Origin of the sequence: Pseudopedobacter beijingensis (assembly GCF_042678145.1) — a bacterium.
GTDB lineage: Bacteria > Bacteroidota > Bacteroidia > Sphingobacteriales > Sphingobacteriaceae > Pseudopedobacter > Pseudopedobacter beijingensis.
Genome location: NZ_JBHUDG010000009.1, coordinates 1 through 20,793 on the forward strand (window position 1 = coordinate 1; position 20,793 = coordinate 20,793).

13 protein-coding genes are annotated in these 20,793 nt (G+C 37.8%); 3 read left to right on the plus strand and 10 right to left on the minus strand.

From position 1 onward, the window contains the following. From ACFSAH_RS07715 to ACFSAH_RS07750, 8 genes are all read right to left on the minus strand, one after another. Positions 1-960 (minus strand): Gfo/Idh/MocA family protein (locus ACFSAH_RS07715; RefSeq protein WP_379662138.1); only part of this gene is annotated, 960 nt, incomplete at its 3' end. A 90-nt stretch (positions 961-1,050) separates the two neighbouring features. Continuing rightward, positions 1,051-2,595, minus strand: a complete 1,545-nt coding sequence (locus ACFSAH_RS07720) for a DUF4832 domain-containing protein (protein WP_379662139.1) — start codon at positions 2,593-2,595, stop codon at positions 1,051-1,053. 10 nt (positions 2,596-2,605) lie between these two features. Then, positions 2,606-3,730 carry an acyltransferase family protein gene (locus ACFSAH_RS07725; protein ID WP_379662140.1) on the minus strand — a complete coding sequence of 375 codons (1,125 nt, stop codon included), beginning with the start codon at positions 3,728-3,730 and terminating at the stop codon, positions 2,606-2,608. 57 nt (positions 3,731-3,787) lie between these two features. Next, positions 3,788-4,648: a PKD domain-containing protein gene (locus tag ACFSAH_RS07730; protein WP_379662141.1), complete on the minus strand. Its 861-nt coding sequence runs from the start codon at positions 4,646-4,648 to the stop codon at positions 3,788-3,790. A 24-nt stretch (positions 4,649-4,672) separates the two neighbouring features. Continuing rightward, positions 4,673-6,193 carry a RagB/SusD family nutrient uptake outer membrane protein gene (locus ACFSAH_RS07735; RefSeq protein ID WP_379662142.1) on the minus strand — a complete coding sequence of 507 codons (1,521 nt, stop codon included), beginning with the start codon at positions 6,191-6,193 and terminating at the stop codon, positions 4,673-4,675. Positions 6,194-6,229: 36 nt separating this feature from the next. Continuing rightward, positions 6,230-9,538: a TonB-dependent receptor gene (locus ACFSAH_RS07740; RefSeq protein ID WP_379662143.1), complete on the minus strand. Its 3,309-nt coding sequence runs from the start codon at positions 9,536-9,538 to the stop codon at positions 6,230-6,232. Between the two features lie 288 nt (positions 9,539-9,826). Continuing rightward, positions 9,827-10,900 carry a FecR family protein gene (locus ACFSAH_RS07745; RefSeq protein WP_379662144.1) on the minus strand — a complete coding sequence of 358 codons (1,074 nt, stop codon included), beginning with the start codon at positions 10,898-10,900 and terminating at the stop codon, positions 9,827-9,829. Positions 10,901-10,983: 83 nt separating this feature from the next. Then, a complete protein-coding gene (locus ACFSAH_RS07750) occupies positions 10,984-11,562 on the minus strand; it encodes an RNA polymerase sigma factor (RefSeq protein WP_379662145.1) in 579 nt (192 codons plus the stop codon). A gap of 315 nt (positions 11,563-11,877) precedes the next feature. Here ACFSAH_RS07750 and ACFSAH_RS07755 point away from each other — a divergent pair, with 315 nt between their 5' ends. The 3 genes from ACFSAH_RS07755 to ACFSAH_RS07765 all read left to right on the plus strand — a co-directional run bounded on the left by ACFSAH_RS07755 (position 11,878) and on the right by ACFSAH_RS07765 (position 15,969). Beyond that, on the plus strand, positions 11,878-12,900 hold the full coding sequence (locus ACFSAH_RS07755) for a LacI family DNA-binding transcriptional regulator (RefSeq protein WP_379662146.1): 1,023 nt from the start codon (positions 11,878-11,880) through the stop codon (positions 12,898-12,900). 375 nt (positions 12,901-13,275) lie between these two features. Continuing rightward, positions 13,276-14,400, plus strand: a complete 1,125-nt coding sequence (locus ACFSAH_RS07760; RefSeq protein WP_379662147.1) for a phosphotransferase enzyme family protein — start codon at positions 13,276-13,278, stop codon at positions 14,398-14,400. Positions 14,401-14,640: 240 nt separating this feature from the next. After that, entirely contained in the window at positions 14,641-15,969 is a 1,329-nt protein-coding gene (locus tag ACFSAH_RS07765) for a T9SS type A sorting domain-containing protein (RefSeq protein WP_379662148.1), read from the plus strand. Positions 15,970-16,206: 237 nt separating this feature from the next. On the opposite strand, the gene ACFSAH_RS07770 is transcribed toward ACFSAH_RS07765, so the two are convergent. After that, positions 16,207-19,245: a T9SS type A sorting domain-containing protein gene (locus ACFSAH_RS07770; RefSeq protein ID WP_379662149.1), complete on the minus strand. Its 3,039-nt coding sequence runs from the start codon at positions 19,243-19,245 to the stop codon at positions 16,207-16,209. Between the two features lie 177 nt (positions 19,246-19,422). Beyond that, a complete protein-coding gene (locus tag ACFSAH_RS07775) occupies positions 19,423-20,283 on the minus strand; it encodes a crotonase/enoyl-CoA hydratase family protein (protein WP_379662150.1) in 861 nt (286 codons plus the stop codon). Between the last annotated feature and the right edge of the window lie 510 nt (positions 20,284-20,793).

Here is a 20,793-nt window from a genome sequence, read left to right on the forward strand (position 1 = left end):
TATTGAATAGGGACGTGGTAAATGTGTATCGTGGGTGATTGTAAGGGTCTCGCCATTGGCACAATTGATCATTGTGGTGGTGATGTCTCCATTTTTATAGTTGATTTTGGAATTGGCATGACCGGGCGACTGCTTGTTGACATAGTCTGCCAGACCACGGGCTTTGGACGAGAATGATACCAGGTTGGTTAACCTGTTTCCTCGGTTAATGTCTGCATAGTTCATTAAAGGGCCTAAACCGTGGGTTGGGTACAGGTCTCCGTCTACATCTATATTGTACTGGGTTCTCCATTGGGCTTCACCGATAGATTTGTCGGGGCCAAATTCTACACCGTGACCGTAAAAATGTTTGCCATCATTAAAAAGTACTTCCCGCAGATCATGCTGGTAACCACCTTCCAGGTGCACCAATTCGCCAAATAAGCCCTGACGCACCATATTTAGCATGGCCATTACATCTCTTCTGTAGCAAACATTCTCCAGGGTCATGTATTGCATGCCTGTGGCTTCTGAGATGTTGACGATATCCCAATGGTCCTGAACGGTTAACCCTGCAATAACCTCGCAACCTACATGCTTTTTGGCTTTCATGCTGTCTACGGCCTGATCTCTATGAAATTCCCAGGGGGTGGATATGATGACTGCATCAAGATCTTTTAACTCTAAAAGCTTTTTATAGGCATCGGGACCTCCGGTAAATTCTTTCGGTAATTTCTTTTTAGCTTTTACAAATTGTTCGCGACACAATTTTAAAGAGCTTTCCCTAATATCGCATATAGCTACTATTTCTACATCGTCTCTTAATAGACCTTCATTTATATGGTTTCTACCGCGTAAACCTACTCCAATGTATCCTAACTTCACCACTGCTTTATCTTTGGCAAACAGCATCCCATTTGGCAGGATAGTTAGTCCGGCCAAACCAACAGCAGAGTTTCTTACAAAGTTTCTACGATTCATAAGCTTATAAATTAGTTTCTGAATTAAAATTAATATTTATGTATTGTTATTATTTTTTAATGTATGTTCAAACGTTTGATTAACATCTTCTTAGTGGATTGTAATCACATGATTCAGTTTATTATAACCGGTAGTTGGTTCCCAAACATCCTGATTTGCTAACCTGATAGCGTACTCCGGACGATTGCTAATACTTTCTGAGCCATCGGGTAAAAAAAGTAATAACTCGTACTTACCTGCTGGAATGTCTGAGGTTATTTTTATACTTTCTTCTACTTTTAAATTGCCAGAGAACCATTTTCTGACATCGGAAACCATATCTAATACCTTCATATCTCCTGTTAATTGATTTCTTAAAATCAATTTTGCCGGACGTTTATTATAGGGCGATGCATAGCCTTTATTAATCATGTTAAGCGTAAAGTTCAATGACGTTCCTCTTACTACATTATCTGGAATAACAGCATCTTTAAGTACAAACCTATAACCCAAATTTCTTTTGATATTATCCATACACCCTCCGGTTTGCCAATCATTATTTACTTCGTTGTTATAATGTGCATTCAGGTAACTGTAATGCATCAGGGCAAATTCTTCCTGTGCTTTTCCTGCTGGTTCGCAGTCGTTTGCCGGACTATAGTCATTAGAACAGGTTTCGCCTCCGGCTACAACGTATTTACCGTCCTGTTTTACATAATCTCTTAAAGTATTAACTACACCCATATTTGAAGTGCGGGGAGTACTGCTGTTTCCGTAATCTTCATAAGTACCATAATCACTGGAGCTTGCTAAAAAACAGTCGTTATGGAAACCGATACGAGCAATATCACTCTCATTAAATGCACTTTGTTCTGCCATTGGTGCAACAGTAATAGGGGTATCTTTCCCATACAGAAAACGTTGTTTAAGTTGCGGATATCTAACCTGTACCATTCTACTTTTAGGTACGGCATCTAACATGGCTTGTAAAACCTCGTTCCTATCCATCCAGTTTTGATCTAATAACTTCTCGTCCTGATTTCCATTGGACGACGCATCGCCAAAATAATCAGAATAATACTGCTCGCCCCAGGTACCTATAAACCCAAGTTGTACCGCAGCAATAACATCTACATTACTTTGTAATACTGGTTTTAACTGAGAAATATGATTCAGTATGATGTTTTTAGGTGCATCGCCATAAGGCGGACAAATAAATCCTTCGGGGCAATTCCCTGCTGTTTGATTAACGGTGTATACAAATCTGGGGATAAGTTTTACTCCTGCTGTACGGGCTGCATCAAAATCACTTTGTACATGTGTTAAAAAAGAAGCTCCAATGGCAGCGTTTGTCAGACCATCCAGAATATAATATCTAAAGACCAAGGTACTATACACTTTATAATTTGCATTGGATATAGATTGTAATGACCTATAACCTTTAAGCTCATTGGCGTCTAAAACGGTAAAGTTACTGGCGTAAGTTTCGGAGTACCTGTAAAAGCCTCTTTCTGGATTGGGAAAATCCTCATTACTTTCTACATAGGTAACTTTTATCTTTTCGACCTGAACAAGTTCTGATTCTTTTGATTTACAAGCCATGGCCAATGTACCAAAAGCCAAGACCGTGTATAAAAATATCTTATTTAATTTCATGATGTTTTTGCTATAGTTTGAAAAATATTTTCTTTTTGAAGAGCCAATAACACAGGTACCATTCCAATACCCAAACAGCCAGAGCTGAAACCAGGGCTGCTATTTTAACGGGAATATTAAACCACAGCAGCAACAATTCGCCCGTAAAAATATTGACGATACCATTAAGCCACTGCATTCCAACAGTTTCGAAAAACAGGTAAATAAAAATGGCATTCATTCCCATTACTGTTAATATCCACACGTATCTCTGCTGTTTTCGGATATCTATCAGCCAGTACATTGCAGCAAGAATAATAATTACCCACCCTCCGGAAGCCAGCGTAAACGAGCTGGTACTTATTCTTTTGATAATGGGGGTTATTTCTGACAAATCCAATGCATAGCCAACAAGCAGCAATATCAATCCGTATGCCACCAGCGTTTTTATTTTTGTTGAACCCGATCTGGATTGGTCTATCAATAACCTGCCGGCTAATACTCCCCAGATAGTATGTGCGGCAGTTGGAATGATATTGATAGCTACCCAACCATCAGAATTTATTTTCCCCATTAAAACAGTGTCCATATAGGCTCCAAAATTTCTGTATTCTTCAAAAGGGCTATCAAAATTGGGTATGTGCGTGTAACGGTACAACAATTCTGTTAACAGCAATAAAGCAAATGAAAACGATACCTGCCAGATTCCTGATTTATTAATAATAAGATAGGCTATAAGTGTTGTAAAGGCTAACTGGGTTAACACATTCCAAAGCTCCCAAACTGGTTTACCTGCGTATACGCAATGTAAGCCTACACCACAGATAAATAATTTTAAACTTCTGGTAAAAATGTGCTTAAAATTATGTGCCCAACTTTCTCCTTTTTCTCGTTTGCGGGAATATGAAATATACAGGGCAGACCCTGCCATAAACATAAACGCCGGCTGCACCAAATCCCAAAACCTGAGGCCATGCCATGGATGATGAAAAAACTGCTCCACCAAAGTAGAGAATGGAGCAGTCATATTCAGGTCTTTTAATGCCACGTACAACAAACAGCTTTCTGCACAAAGCAGTATCATAATGGCGCCACGCATGGCGTCTAAGGACAATAAACGCCCATTAGACTGTGTTTTTACAGTACTTTCGTTCATAAGCTATTTCGGTTGAATGAGTTTCTTAATTAAAAGATATTCTGTGTTTTCGTGAATTTATTCGTCCATATCCAGGAAGAAAGCAGAAGCATTTTCGTCCGGAGCAAATCCTATGGTTTGTGACCAGTCGTTTTTAGTCACCATGATGCCAAACTTGGCACCGGTACCCGTAAGCCATTTAAGTTTAGTACGCACCAGTTTCATTTCAAATTTCAGGATATTTCCATCCTGAACTATGGTTCCAACCTGATAAAAGTCTGATATAGACTGCTGATCAAAGGAGAAACTAGTTTGCTCCCCTTTATGGTAAAATACATCTAAACCTTCTGTTAGCAAAGCTCCTTCTAAAAGCACATCAAAACCACCATCAGGAAAACCACCAAGTAAACCTGTTGAGGTATTGTTATCTGAGTCTATATAGAAGTCAAAAATATCTCCATTAGATTTTTTACTTTCCAGTTCCATATAGATATAGATGTTATTGCCATCGTAATCAAATTTTGCTTTTTTAACTACACCACCGCCCGGTCCTGAGGTAATTACATTATTGGTAATATTATCCCAATCGGCCAAACTGTTGTCTCCAATTTTAATGGGCGAGCTTTTGGCTATCCTGATAACGGCTGATGATTCTGCTGCTTGCCCGTTAACTTTTGCATATAATGTGGCTACATACTTACCTTTTCCGGGGTATGTATGGGTAGGGTTGGCTTCATTGGATGTTTGTCCATCTCCAAAATCCCAGCGATAATCGGTGACACTTTCGGTTACCAGATTAAATTTCACATCGTTGCCTTCTACATCCAAATCGTATAATAAATCTATTAAACGAGTGGTTTCATTTTTTTTGCAGGCATTGGATAATAAACTCAATACCGCCAGTAAAAAAATACTGCTGATTCTTTTTATATTCTTCATACCAAATATTTTTAGTATTGATTATTAATCGTTCTGTTTTGCTTCGCCATTGCTTAATATTTCATCAATTGGCAAATAATAAATTATTCTTGGATTGGTGTAATTAACCGTTAGGTTGGCATAACCTGTTGGTTTTTTAGACAAATCCACATCTGTTTCTTTTAGGCCCGGAATGTGGTAACCCCAGTAGGTTCTGTCCATAGTACGTTTGTTTCTATAAACATCAAAAGCCCGGTGCCCTTCAAAAGCCATTTCTATTCTTTTTTCTTCTAACACTACATCTAAAGCTGTTTTTCCTGATGGCAATACTTCATTGTACAGTTCATTTTCTAAACCTCTGTTTTCGCGAATTTTATCTACATCGTTTAAGGCTTCTTTTGTATGGGTTAACTTGGCTTGTGCCTCTGCCCTGTTCAGGTACATTTCTGCCAGCCTGAACATAATTGGAGAACTTAAGTTTGGAGAACCGTCCTGAAAGGAGAACTTAGTAATGTAATAAACTTCTATTCCATTTTTTTTCTGAACGTTAGCGTTATCGTCTAGTGCGGGTACTATGTACGACCATCTTACGTCTTGTGGGTGTTGCGACATCAGCTCTCTTAATGATGAGGATGCAAATTCTTCGCCCCATCCTGAGTTACCGTCTGAATAAATCATGGAGGCTATGGAACCAAATTTACCATAGTCTTCTTTATCTGTAAATGCTACACAGAAAATGGTTTCGGAACCACTTGTTGCATTTGCAAATAGTTTAGGATAGGAGTCTTTGGTTTCTAATGAGAAACGCCCTGAGTTAATTACTTTGTTTGCGTAATCTATGGCATCTTCATTTTCATCTTTATATAAATGAACTCTGGAAAGTAGAGCCCAGGCTGCTTCTTTTGAGGCATATTGTACACCTCTGGGCTGGGTCATTAAGTCTGCTGCTGTTTTAGCGTCTGCAATTACCGCATCGTAAACTTCTTTTACGGTAGCTCTTTTTTTCTTACCGGGCTCTGAGGTGGACTGACGGATAATAACACCTAAACCGTTTGGATCTACGGTGTACGGTTTTCCAAAAAATCTTACCAGGTTAAAATGACAGAATGCTCTTAAGAAATAACATTCGCCTAATAATTGCTGGGTTTCTGCGTCCATATCTCCCTTTTTTTCTACGGCTTCTATAACGGTATTTACACCGGTAATAATTTTATAGGACACATACCAGAAATAGCGGGTGTTTGCCTGTGTGGGCGAATGACTTAAACTAAAGCTATAGAATAACGGGTCTTCTGTTATTTGTCCGCAAACAATATCGTCGCTGGCAAAATCAGACAATTGAAAAAATTGTCTCAGGTACATATTATTCTGATCGTCGTTCCCATTAAACGTCACATGATCTTTAAATAAAGCATAAGCTCCATTCAATGCATTTTTTAAACCTGCCTTGGTACTTACCAGAGATTCTCCTGTTATGGCGTCACTGGGTGACACAGAAAGCTTCTGACATGCATTCATACTTAGTAGTACTAAGCTTAAGGCACCAATAATTAACTTTGTTTTCATGTTAAATATCTCTTTATTATCTGCTGGCAGATAAGGTTAAAATCTAAAGTCTATCGTAAACAAGTACTGTCTGTTATTTGGATATTTAAAATCCGACACTCCCGGTGTTGCATAACTTTGCGGTGTAATAGTTGTTTGCGGGTCTTGCCCAAGGAAGTTTGTAAATGTGTACACATTATCTGCTGTTAAGCCCAGGGTTATACCATCAAACTTCATTTTGTTTACAAATGATTTTGGCAAAGCATAAGTCAGTGCAATGTTACGTATGGTAAAATATCCTCCATCTCTAAGGTAACGGGTTGATGTTTCTGTGGAGTTAGCCGAGTTTTGTGGGCTAGGCTCTGTGGCTATATCTCCAGGTTGCGACCATACTTTAGAATCTTTAGGCATTTTTAGCTGATTGTAGTAAGGCTCGTGTCCGTCGTTCATCATAAAACGAAGATTATTGCTAAACACTTTATTACCATAACTAAAATAAGTGCTTACTCTTAAACCAAAATCTTTGTATTTAAAGCTGTTATTAAAACCGCCCTGATATTTTGGCAAAGCAGAACCTACTTCCTGCATAGTAGCGTCAGAGTAATTGTCTGTTTTCTCGCTGGCTACTACTTTTCCATTTTCATCGCTAATTAGTTTTTCCCACAATGGAGCTCCCGTTTGCGGATCAACGCCTACCCATTTTGGCATGTAAAACTCATATAAGTTTCCCCCGTTTCTGTAAATCTGTGAAATACTCCATGATCCGGTTTTAACAAAATCATCAGGTACCCCTTCCAATTTATTATTGTTGAAGTTGATGGTAAAATCAGTATTCCAGATAAAGTTTTTATTCTGAATGTTGGTGGTATTTAAGGTAATCTCGGCTCCTTTATTAATTACATTACCTGCATTTTCCCATTTCTTTTCAAAACCTGTAGAAAGCGGTTGAGCAACTTCCAGTAAAAGATCTTTAGTATTGTTTCTGTAAAGATCCACAGATAAGTTTACCCGTTTAAACAAACCAATATCTATACCTGCGTTTAACTGATGTTTACTTTCCCAGGTTAATAAAGGATTTGGTAATTGATAAGGTATTGCCCCCGGAAGCGAATTGTATTGTGTTTTTAGAGAGAACAATCCCATAAAACGAGATGCACCTATATCCTGTGTTCCGGTTACCCCATAGCTTAATCTTAATTTAAGATTGTCTATAATTTTATTTTCTTTTAGAAAATCTTCATTACTCATTAACCATGCTCCTGAGATAGAAGGGAACGATGCATATTGATTATCTTCTGGAAATGCTGTTGAACCATCTACACGGAAAGATCCTGATACAAAGTATTTATTCAGGTAATTATAATTCAGCTGAGATATAAAAGATTGCATATAGCTTTTCTCGAAATAACCATTTACAGAACGGTTACTTGACACTACATTCAATACTCTTAATCCTTCAGCCAAGCCCCTTCCTGAAGCTCCTGAATACTCTTCTCTTCCACCTTCAAATGCTACACCCGCTAATCCGCTCAGTTCATGGTCATTCAATTTGAAATTGAACTTTAATAAATTATTAGAGATTCCGCCATAATACAATGAGTTTTGTTCTTCCAGAAAACCTGTATCATGATATGTTCCGGCAACTAACGGAGAAAAATAATTAGTGCTTTTGTTTGTACCTGCAGAAATACGGTTGGTACTGGTAAATGTTAACCAATTTGTAATTTTATAGTTAACACCCAAATCATAATTCACATCAAAACCTTTGTAAGGATGATCTGAATTTGCAATGGTATGTAATGGATTAATCTTATCGCGAGACCACCATTTAAAAGGTGTATTTCCGTCTACATACATTGGGTTTCCACTGGCATCGTAAGGGTTATCCCAGGGTAAATTCAGAAAAGAGTAATACATATCCATATAATCATAACTCTTACCTGTAGAAGCACTTAAGTTAATATTATTGGTTACGTTAAGCTTTTTAGTAAATGTATAGTTAGAATTTGCTCTTACGTTGATGCGCTGAAAATTGGTATTCAAAAAAGTTCCCTTTTCATTGTAATAAGAAACACCTGCATAGTAAGCATTTTTTTCTGTTTTGCCACGGGCAGATAAATAAAAATTATTAACTGGTGCTGCTTTAAAAGATTCGCCTACCCAATCATAATCCTGATTTCTTAAAGAAAGTGGTCTTTCTGCATAAAACTTAATCAGGTCTATTTTGTACGAATTGTCTGTTGCACCTACAATATAATCTCTGTAAAATTCTTTCTGATGATCGTAAAGTTCATTACTGTTCATTACTTCCAGTTTACCAAAATCGGCAGTTCTAAATCCAGAACTTATTTTTGCTTCAAACTGTGTTTTGCCTTCTGCTGCACTTTTAGTGGTGATGATAATAACACCGGCATTTGCCTGTGAACCATATAATGCGGTTGATCCGGCATCTTTGAGTACTGTAATACTTTCCACATCGTTAGGATCGTAATTACCACCTATTATACCATCTACAACTGTTAAAGGTTGCTGCGACGCATTTACGGAAGATACACCGCGTAAACGGATTTCGGGAGCAGAACCTGGTGAACCAGAACTATTTACTACTTGTAAACCGGCTACCTTTCCCTGCAACATGGTGCCCACATTATTAGCGGTAACGTCTTTTAATTTATCTGCAGATACAACGGTTACCGCACTGGTTAATTCGCTTTGTTTTTTAGAACTGTATCCTACAACAACCAATTCTTCTAATGCCTGTAAATTTTCTTTCAGTACTATAGAAAGTTGTCCGCGACTATTTACGGGTACTTCCTGCGTATTAAAACCGGTGTACGACACAATAAGAATGGCATTTTTCTCCACAGCTTTAAGTATGAAATTACCATTCATATCTGCTACCGTTCCCTGATTGGTTCCTTTTATTTTTACGCCGGCACCAGGCAAAGGCTCCCCTTTTGCATCTATTATTTTACCTTTTATTTCGATGGTCTGATTCTGAAAATCTGTACCAGAAACAGTTCTCAGGTTTTGTCGGGTAGACACTACCACGGTATTATCTACAATCTGATAAGCTAAAGGCAATTCTTTTAAACAAGCATCCATAGCCTGTTCTATATTTGCATTTTTTAGATTAACGTCTATTTTTACTTTCGACGGATCAAAATCAGACAGGAAGAACACAAAGCTGGTTTGCGACTCTATGTTTTTAAAAACACTTTGTAATGAAGTCTTTTTTTCGTTCAGGTTTATTTGGCTGAATCCCTTCGCACTCGCCTGTACAAGTGCAAGTATCAAAACAAATGTGGTCAGGTTTATTCTCATAATCCACTTTTTTAGGTTGGCATACCCATTTTCTCCCCTCATGGTATGATATGCCTTTTTTGTTTTTTCTTTTTTTTGCCGGGCACAACAGAGCCCAGCAATGCACATAGCACTAAATTTCATTATATTTGTACTTTGGATTAGTTAAAAATCAATTAGTTATTTTTTTTGTCCGCTCCAACGGATAACTCGTCCAGGTATTGCCGTAGAGGTGCTCCAACACTTCTGCGGTTTTTTATAACCCAAACTTTGGCTGTTTAGCTTTGCTGTCGTAGGTATCTTATCATTTTCATTTTTTTAGGATTAATAAATGGTTCTTAATTATGAGGTTCAGGACGATATAATCATCGTCTTGCCATGAATTCTGTAATTTATATTCGAAAAACTCAACACGCTCAATACTTTTGACAGGCTCATATTACGGTAAACTTTACCGTTAAAAACACGTTCAGGAACATTCCCTTCGTATTGGATATCCAGATCATACCAACGGGAAATCTGGCGCATAACCGTTTCAAGCGATGCATTATCAAACTGAAAAAAACCGTTCTTCCATGCCACCACTTCGTTTACTCCTACGTTTTGTTTAGATATTTTCCCATGCAGGTTGACAGATTGTTCGCCTGGTTTAAGTACAATTTCTTTGACATTGGCAGTGGTTACCCTTACCGACCCTTCTAATAAAGTGGTTTTTATAGATGGCTCATCTTCGTAAGTGTTTACATTAAAATGTGTACCCAATACTTCCACCGTTTGGGTCAGACTAGCTACCTTAAATGGTTTAGAAGCATCGTGTTTCACTTCAAAATATGCTTCGCCGGTTAACTCTACTCTTCTGTCCTTTCCGTTAAAAACATTCGGATATTTTAAACTGGAAGCTGCATTTAACCAAACATGCGTTCCATCAGGCAGTATAACCTGATATTGCCCACCTTTGGGTGTTATAACAGTACTGTATCCAGATTTGTTCCCGGCATCTTGCAGCGTTGCAGGAGCCACAAAAATCTGGTCTTTTAAATCTTCTACATTCCCTTGTGCATCAATAAAAACAGCTTTATCTCCTCCCGGCTTAATATCGGCAATAGCTTGTTGTTTTAATATTGGTGCTACAGTTCCAGTCCCTTTATTTGTAAAGTAACCATATAAACCAATGCCTGTAATCAGAACAATACTGGCGGCTACGGTTAGCTTTCTCCATAGAGGAGTTATTTGTCTGTGGTTGTGTTCTTCTTCCAAACTGCTCCATATTTTATGCAGTTCGTCTTCAAATTCTATTTCTGTTAAAGGTAGCTTATGCGGAATTTCCTGATTCAGGTACCACGTTTCTAACTGAGCTCTTTCCAGTTCGGTACAGGTGCCCTGCTCATACTTATCCAGCAATTCTTTTATTTTAGTCTTATCCATTGGTCTCAAACAAGAGCTTTTCTGCCCATTTTACTTATAGACCCTTAACAAGAACTTAACAGGTAGATAATTTTTACTTTTTTTTAGAATTTCATTAAAAACAACAGAAAACCAAACAATCCGAGCTTGGTACGCAGTATTTTTAAGGCATTGGTTACCTGCTTAGAAACGGTCTGTTCAGATATTCCTAATTTTTCGGAAATCTCTTTATGAGAGAAATAACTCTTTCTGCTTAGCAGGAAAACTTCACGCATTTTTTCGGGTAACAACTGTATTTCTTTATCAATAATCTGCTTAAGCTGATTCTCTCTGACAGTATAATCAGTAATAGCTTCCGTAGATGCTATAGATTGCTGGATAGATACAATATAATTAGATTGTATACTCTGATGGGCTATAATTTTAAATATCCTGTTTCTTACAGCAGTGTACAAGTACCCGGATAAATTAGCCGTCAGGGTAATTTCGTTCCGTTTAATCCAAAGAACAGAGAACAACTGTTGTATAACATCTCTTACTTCTTCTTTATCTCTGAGTTTGTTAAAGGCATGAATATATAAAGGTCCTTTATACCTTTCGTAAATTTCGGCAAAAGCTTTCCTGTCATCTAATTTTAATAGATTAAACAATTCACCATCGGTAAGCAGTTTATAATCTTTCATTGACAGAAATTCTGATGCAATATCAAGAAATTTAATCGTTTTTTTAAGTTTACTTTACAATACTTAGAATAACGGGAATGCTTTAAAAAAGTTCTATTTTATGTAAAGCCATAAGCGCAAATCCAACATTTACTCTGTTTCAAAATGCATTAGGGCAGGTAAATCACTTTTATTTCAGGCAAACCCTATATCATCAATAAGTCGATAATCTAAGTAACTAAATTTTAGTCGGTTTTTAAACCATAAGGTTTATAAAAACATAACACAAACGTTTGATATAGCATATAACTCAACATTTTCTTATATTCGCTATTGATGAGCAGAAAACCAGTTACCATAAAAGAAATTGCTAAAAAGATGAATCTCTCGGTATCCAGTATATCCAGAGCATTACACGATCATCCCAGCATTGGACTTTCTACCCGTATCAAAGTCAAGAAAATTGCCGAACAAATGGGTTACATTCCCAATTTAGCTGCCATCTCTTTCCAAAAAGGAAAAACAAATACCATTGGGGTTATTGTTCCCGAACTTTCGGAAGCTTTCTTTGCTTCTGCTATCAGCGCTATTGAAGACGTAGCCAACCAAAGAAACTATACGGTTTTATTTGCACAGTCGCATGACGATGAAGAAAAAGAAAAAAATCTGGTAGAAAAAATGTTGAATCACCGGGTGGACGGTTTATTAATATCACTGGCCAAAACAACGTCAGACTTTTCTCATTTAGATATTTTCAAAAAGAATCAGGTTCCTTTGGTTTTTTTCGATTGTATTCCTCCACAAAAAGACATCCATTATGTGGTTTGCAACATGGAAACCGGAACTGTAGAAGCGGTAAATTATCTTTTAAAAAGGGGACACAGAAGTATAGGCTTAATTAATGGCCCTTCTACACTGTACGCCAGTAAGGAACGAAAAGAGGGCTATATAAAAGCCCTGACTAAAAACCGATTGAAATACGACCCCTCCCTGATTGTTGATTGCGATTTATCTGAAAAAGGTGCAGAAGAAGCGTTGGAAAATTTACTTTCTAACAAGCGCAAACCCACAGCAATAGTTACATTTAATGATTATATAGCTTTATATGCTATTAACCATGCTAAAAAGTTAAACCTTGATTTACAACAAGATATTGAATTTGTAAGTTATTCTAATTTACCGCTGTTTAAGTATATGGATTTTGGTCCGCAGGCATCTGTAGAACAATACCCCTACAGACAAGGAGAAAAGTCCGCAGAAATTTTGCTGGATCTTATTTTACAAAAAGAAGAAATGAACGAAGAACAAACAGCTTTCTTTAAAGTCTATATCGAATCTAAGCTTATTGAGAAAAACTAATTACCACCAGATAGTTCATCATTCATTGTTCCTAACCTAGTGGTTTACTTTTTCCTTCTCACATATCTTTCCGTCCTTATTGCCGGACAGGCTATTTCTTTCCCAACAGCTGGAAAGAACCAAAGAGCCGCGGCTACCCAAAATTAACTAAAAACCAAGATGCGTTCACTAAACAAAATAAACTCGCTACGCTCAAACAGTATTTTGTTTTATACGCTCACTACTCAGGTTTTCTTAACGCTAATTTTAGAAGGCCGTTTGGCGTTCTTAGCAATGGCTTGTAATAATTCATCGCTTTAAATATTAAGCATTAAAAACTCAACATTTATCATTGTTTACATTCACCCTTCCCCTTCATCAAAATCAATCAAACGTTTGCGTTACGTATTCCTTACACCTTTGCTTACATTTGAGTTGAAAGGTTTTAAAAATTCTCATTCTTTTTTATATAAAGTAATGCTTAAAGATTTGTTATTGCAATTTGGTCTGATAGAGGACAAATGTGAGATTACGAAATTTGGTACGGGCTTAATTAACCATACATGGGTTATTGATGCCGGAGATAAAAAGTACATTCTGCAAAGAATTAATCACCATGTTTTTAAACAACCCGAAATTATAGATCAGAATACGGCTAACCTCAGGTTATTTTTAAACAAGTTTTACCCTGATTATTTATTTGTTGCGGCTTTGCCTAACCTGGAAGGAAAATCTCTGATTGAGACAGAAGACGGTTACTTCAGGTTATTTCATTTTGTAGATGGTTCTGTAACCATTAACACCGTAGAAAACGAAGAGCAGGCATTTGAAGCGGCTAAACAATTTGGAAAATTCACCAACTTGTTATCTGATTTCAACTTACAGAATCTGGGTATTACCTTACCGGATTTCCACAATTTAACCCTCAGATTTAAACAGTTTGAAGATGCGGTTTCTAACGGAAATAAAGAAAGAATTCAGGAAACACAAGCTTCTATTGACCAGCTTTACCAACTAAAGGATATTGTTAATACCTACGAGTCTATTATCAACGAAAACTTAATTCCGCTAAGGGTTATCCATCACGACACTAAAATAAGCAATGTTTTGTTTGATGAATACGGTAAGGGGCTTTGTGTAATTGACCTGGACACTGTAATGCCCGGATATTTCATTAGCGACGTGGGAGATATGATGAGGACTTACCTCTCTCCTGCAAATGAAGAGGAACAGGATCTTAGCAAAATCAATATCAGGTTAGATATGTTTGGTGCTATTTACAATGGTTACATGAGCGAACTTGCTGATAAACTGACCGATAAAGAAAAAGAACTGTTTATTTATTCTGGTAAATTCCTGATTTATATGCAGGCATTACGCTTCTTAACAGATTACCTTAATAACGACATTTATTATGGTGCAGCCTATTCTAAACACAATTTATCAAGGGCTAATAACCAGATAAAACTTTTAAAAGAGTATATAGCTGCCGAGCCCGATTTCAGAAAGATGATAGGATAAAGTCATCCAGATTAAAAACAAAATAATTGATTCAATAGTAATTAAAAAGCCCGCTGTCAAAACATAATTTAAGACAGCGGGCTTTTTATGCTTATTAAAGCATGTTCAATTCTTTTGTAAAACCCCTTTTATTTTAGTGGTTTCCTTACGCAAATTACCCCCTTGTAACATCTTTATTACAGTCAAAGACTCTTATTTCATTATATTTGCCATTCCACGTTTACATACACGCCGATATTTATGATATATTTTTGCAGATCCAAACAGTATCTTTTTATTTTTTTATACGCTATTGCTCTTCTTTGTTCCTTACCACTCACTACCCGGGCACAAAATTATTATCACAATGGTCCTTTATCTACGGGTAGTTTAACAGCTAATGGCTCAAACACTGCTCCTACAGGCTATACCTGGAGTGAGCTGCAATCTGTAAACGGTATTACAAACACCAATCTAGGTTTTGGGGCTATCTACGACAACTCCGGGACAACTAACATGAAAATAACCGATGATTTCACCATTACAGCCGGGAAACAATTACAAATTAGCAGGGTAGATTTTTATTGTCACCAAAGTTCCTATACGGGAACCACGCCTCCTGTAGATGTCCTACGGATTGAGATATGGGACGGAGACCCTTCTTTATCGACCTCAACTAAAATTGCAGGAGACATGACCACCAACCGTTATAATGCCTCTAATAGTGCCAACGCTATGATGTATAGAATTGGTTATAATTCTCCAGGTAACACTCGTAAGATATGGAGAATAAGTGGAGATATATCTACCACCTTAACTGCAGGAACTTACTGGATAGTTTTTCAGGTGCATGCGTCAAATGGTGGTTCAATCTTTTTCCCTACAGTTACCAAACCTGGAGTTATTAGTATAACTGGCTCCAATGCTCAACAACATAGCGGTACAGAATGGGCTGGAATAGTTGACGCTGGAAGTAATACGCCTGTAACAATACCATTTACTATTAATTACCATAATTATAGTGCAACACTACCTGTTAGCTTTGCAGATTTTCAGGCCACAAGGCAAGATGATGCCGCAAAACTGACCTGGCAAACCCATAACGAAAAAGAAAATAAAGAGTTTATTATTAGCAGGTCTGTAAATGCTATTGATTTTACCGAAATTACACGTAAACAAGGGGCCGGGACAAGCCAAAACACAAAACAATATACTTATACAGATTTCAACCCTATTATTGGAACAAGTTATTACAAACTAGAACAGGTAGATTTTAATGGTAACCGTGTTGAGTTAAAAACTATCCCTTTTGAGTTTAGTTTAAACGAAAAAATTGAGATAACAACTTATCCTAACCCGGGTAAAGAAATAAATCTATTAATCAACAATTTACCCTCTTCTGATCTGCAGGTAAGCATTAGCACCATAACAGGGGTAATGGTACATCAAGAAAATATTAAAGTTACAGATACAATAAATAAATACGCTTTACAGCTAAAGAACCAATTACCACAGGGTATTTATATTATTACAATTAAAGATAATAACGGTAAAACATATACTGTTAAGCATATTATAGAGACTGTCTAAAATTAGTGAAATTTATCTTGCGGAAACTTCCCAAATGGAGTCCGGGACAAGCTGTTTCAGAAGCTAAAACATAGTTCTTTTGCGCTATCAAAAGATTTGGAAATAAGTTTAGAGCTTGCTCCGGTTATTAGAAGATGACGAAGACTTTTGGAGACAGAGCACCCTTATTAAGGCTTTAAGAGAAAGGGGCTGTTTCCTATACTAAAAAAACATAGGGAACAGCCCCATAAAAACAACTTACTTTCTAATCACTTTTTTGGTTATCTTGCCTTTATCTCCATCTAAATGTAATAGATAAATACCTGTAGAACAACTTCCTAAAGAGACTACCAAACTACCCTCACCAGGATTTATCTGGATTTGCTGTAATAGTTTTCCGTTTAAATCTGTAAGGTTTAACATACGGTATTGCCCTTTATCAAAACTAATATTTATAATATCTTCTGTGGGGTTAGGCGAAAACAAAAAGTTAGCACCTTCTAAAGAGAAGTTTGCTGTTCTTACGCCCAGTTCCGTAGGTTTACCGTTTCTGTCTACCTGCACCAACTTATAATAGTTAACGCCATGGAGAGGATTTTCATCATCATAAGAATAGTTTTGGATGGTTGATGAATTTCCTATCCCTGATACTGTATCTAGTATAAATTCTTTACCATTATGACTACGATAGATAATAAACTCTCTGTTATTTTGCTCGTAAGCAGTTGACCATTCCAGTTTTGCCTTGTTATTTTCAACTTTAGCGGTAAATGAAAGCAACGAAACAGATAATGTTTTCTCTACAACGGTTAATTTAAGTGATATACCCCCCGTATTATAATTGTCGGTAGGAGCCTGAATAGCGCTAATCATTGTGGTACCTACTCCATGTATGCTTACCATATTACTACTAATAGTGGCTACATCTTCATTACTACTACTGTAAGTGAACGTCCCACTGCTGGTGCTTGTCGGGGCAGTTAAAGCAAAATTAGCATCGCTATAAGTTTTATTGATAGCTGCAAAACCAGATAATACCGGATCTGCTTTGTCTACTGTTAAGGTTAAATCAACACTTGCTGCATTGTAATTTGCGGTAGAGGCCTGCGTTGCTGTAATGGTTGCCGTACCGGCTCCTTTAATGGTGACTGTACTGCCGCTGATAGTAGCCACCGCTGTATTACTACTACTGTAAGTGAACGTCCCACTGCTGGTGCTTGTCGGCGCAGTTATAGCAAAATTAGCATCGCCATAAGTTTTATTGATAGCTGCAAAGCCGGATAATATCGGATCCGCTTTATCGACTGTTAAGGTTAAATCAACACTTGCTGCATTGTAATTTGCGGTAGAGGCCTGCGTTGCTGTAATGGTTGCTGTACCGGCTCCTTTAATGGTGACTATACTGCCGCTGATACTAGCCACTGCTGTATTACTACTGCTGTAAGTGAACGTCCCACTACTGGTGCTTATCGGGGCAGTTATAGTAAAACTAGCATCATCATAAGTTTTATTGATATCCGTAAAGTCAGATAATACCGGATCCGCTTTGTCGACTGTTAAATCGAAATTGATGCTACCGCTATTGTAATTAGCTGTTGCTTTTTGCGTTGCTGTAATAGTCGCTGTACCTGTACCGACAATGGTTATTTTATTATCGGTTATCACCGCTACATCTTCATTGCTGCTCGCATACGTGAAAGCGCCATTACTGGTACTGGTAATCTCGGGTACAAAATTGGCATCGCCGTAGGTTTTGGTAATATCATCTGCATTAGAAAATACCGGGTTGGCTTTGTTGACTGTTATGGTTGTTAATGAAGTGGTAACTGCATTGTGTTTAGGTGTTCCGGCCTGTGTTACGATAACGGTCATCGTTCCCGCCCCTTTAATGGTAACGGCATTTCCGTTAATGGTGGCCACACTCTCTTTAGTACTGAAATAGGAAAATGTTCCGCTACTGGTACTAATGGGCGCATTCAGTATAAAGCCGGCATCGCCATAAGTTTTGATAATAGCCTCATATTCCGATATAACAGGATTGGTCTTGGTATAAGCTATTGTACTGCCACTCTGCACCTCATAAGCACCAATATCTACCGTGGCGTTGCGTATGCGGGCATTACCTGCCAAATCAAAGGGTTCGGTAACATACGAATTATTTCCCTTGTTAATTAGTGGACTTCCATTGGCCAAAGTATAATTGTCATTAGCCGCATTGGTGAATTTGGGGTCGGTATCACCTTTGATATTACCATTTGCTGTACTGGTTTCACTCTGTATCAGGCTGTTTGCACTACTAAACGTAGTGAGATTGTAGGGATAATTCCTAAAAGCTAAGGCCGCACCGTAAGAAGAACTATTATTGTAAACCACGCTGTTGTAAAACTTAGGGGTCGAAGTTTTTCCCGGAGCACCATCATTGCTATAAGCGGCCGACCCCGTACCTACTACCGTATTAAGGGCTATTACCGTATTTCTAAAAACCGGAGAGCTTACAGCTGCGTTGTACACCCCACCGCCGTTTGCAGCTATATTTTTAATAATCAAAGTGCTAACAAATACCGGATTAGCCTCTACCAGATTAGCTACACCGCCTCCATTGTTTACTGCTGTATTTTTACAGACTACTACATTGCTAAAGGTAGGTGATGAAGTATAGGTATATATCCCTCCTCCAGTACTTCTATCTATTTCTTTGGAATTGACCATAAGCGACCCGGTCTTATTATCGGCATTTCCCCCGGTAATGGTAAAACCGTCTAACAAAGCTGTACCTATATCCCCGGTACTTACCACTACATGATAAGCGTTTTCGGTATTGTTTGCAATGGCCAATGTAGCGTCGCTACCGCTAAGCACATCGTTATTGCTAAAATCGCCACTTAATATGGAACCGGTTGTAGCAGAAGGTTCAATGCGTTTGCCCTGTAAATCTCTTATATTCTTATCGGGGTCAAAACCGCCGTATATTTTTACATCTTTTATCAGTAGGAAAGCATTGTCCCGGCCTTTGTCTGTTCCGAAATCAGTTCCGTCCTGTGGACTATACAAGGGGTAATAGGTTCCTTTAGCTACCCAAATCTGCCTGATATTGGTATTGGTTTTTGCCGCTTTCAAGGCATCGGCCAACTCGCCTGTAGGACTTGTCCAACTGCTTCCGTTGCCGGTAGCTCCTTTTTTCACATACACAATCCCGCTGGCATCTGGGGTTTGCGAATAACTTTTGTTATATACCAATAAGGCAAAACATACGGTAATAATAAATGGGAAGAAAAAGTCTTGTAAAATTTTATACATGCGGTTTATGGTTTTAGAGTTCAAAATTAGCCAAAGACACACGTTAAATTCCCCACCCGTTCGGGTAGTTTTTCATTTTTATAAGAGAAAACAATCTCTAATGACACTTTTTTCTATGCAGAGGAAACCATCCTTTAACTAGCGTATGTCCCGCAAAACAAACATCAACTGTTAATTCTAACTGGCCATCTTTTTATCTTGAGCAAGTACCAGACGCTCCATTATATGGAGATTACGATCGGTCAGACACAATGCAGCATCTACCCAAATTTCTGTTATATCAAGTAACTCTTGTTTGGTAAGTGGACTTACTCGTTGTTTGGCCTTTTGAATAGTCTGAAAAGAATTCAAAGATTTGTGCGTTTTCCGAACCCAGTCCCGTAAAGCTTGTTCGCCCTGACCTTCTTCTGCCAGTACATCTACTATTCCCATTTCGTAAAGTTCTTCTGTTGTATATAGCTTACCCGAACGAACCATCTTTTCGGCTGCACTTAACCCAATACGTCGAGACAAAAAACTGATAGCTCCCATACCGGGAAATAAATTAAACATTACTTCCGGAAAACCCGCAACTCCTCCCCGCTCTGCTATTAATACATGTGCAGACAGGGCAGCTTCAAATCCTCCTCCTAAAGCCTTACCCTGAAGTAGAGAAATAGAGGTTATGGTCTGTAGATTATAAAAAGTCCATAAGTTCTCTATACACAAATAAGCATATTCTTGTAACCCTTTTCTTTCCTGTTTTTCTATCATCTTCTTAAATGTTTCCAGATCACCGCCTAAATTAAAAACACCCTCAACATCTGATGCAAGTACCAGGTAATTGGTTGGCTGTGCAGGACGGCGAAGCGGATCGGTATGCAGAGCTTCAATACAAGTTTGGTTCATTAACAACTCATTCATACAAATATGGTTAAAACAAGGTCGTGGACTAGGCTGCATAAACAACCAGGTAATACCAAATTCAGGTTCGTAATGTACACGAACCTGTTCAAATGGAACTGTATTTGAGAAACTAAAATCAACAGCAGTATTCATAGTATATTCTTTAGATTAAGTTGTCAAACTTAACCAAAGACATACATTAAATTTCCCACCCGTTTGGGTAGTTTTTTATTTTTATAGGAGAAATTGGGGAAAAGTATATACTTATGGCATTTGCGCACATACCTTTCCGGCCCTCATAGGCGGGCCGAGCCCTAGTAGCTTTTGGTCAATAGACCATAGTCCATGGTTTGCAATAACGCAAGACACCCCCTTGCTAAGTACGCTCTTTGGCCTCCTAAAATTAGCGTTAAGAAAACCTGCGGAGTAAGCGTTAAAAACAAAATGCTGTTTGAGCGCAGCGAGTTCATTTTGTTTAGCAAACGTAGCTTGGTTTTTAGCTCATTTTGGGTAGCCTTAATCTTTTTGGTACTTTTTGTATCAAGACAAAATGCCTTATGGAGTTGCTACCTTTGAGTGGAGACAGATTTTAAGAAATAGATTTAAATTTGTTTACACATGAGAAGAGTATTTGATGATTCTTTTAAGAAAATGGCAGTAGAG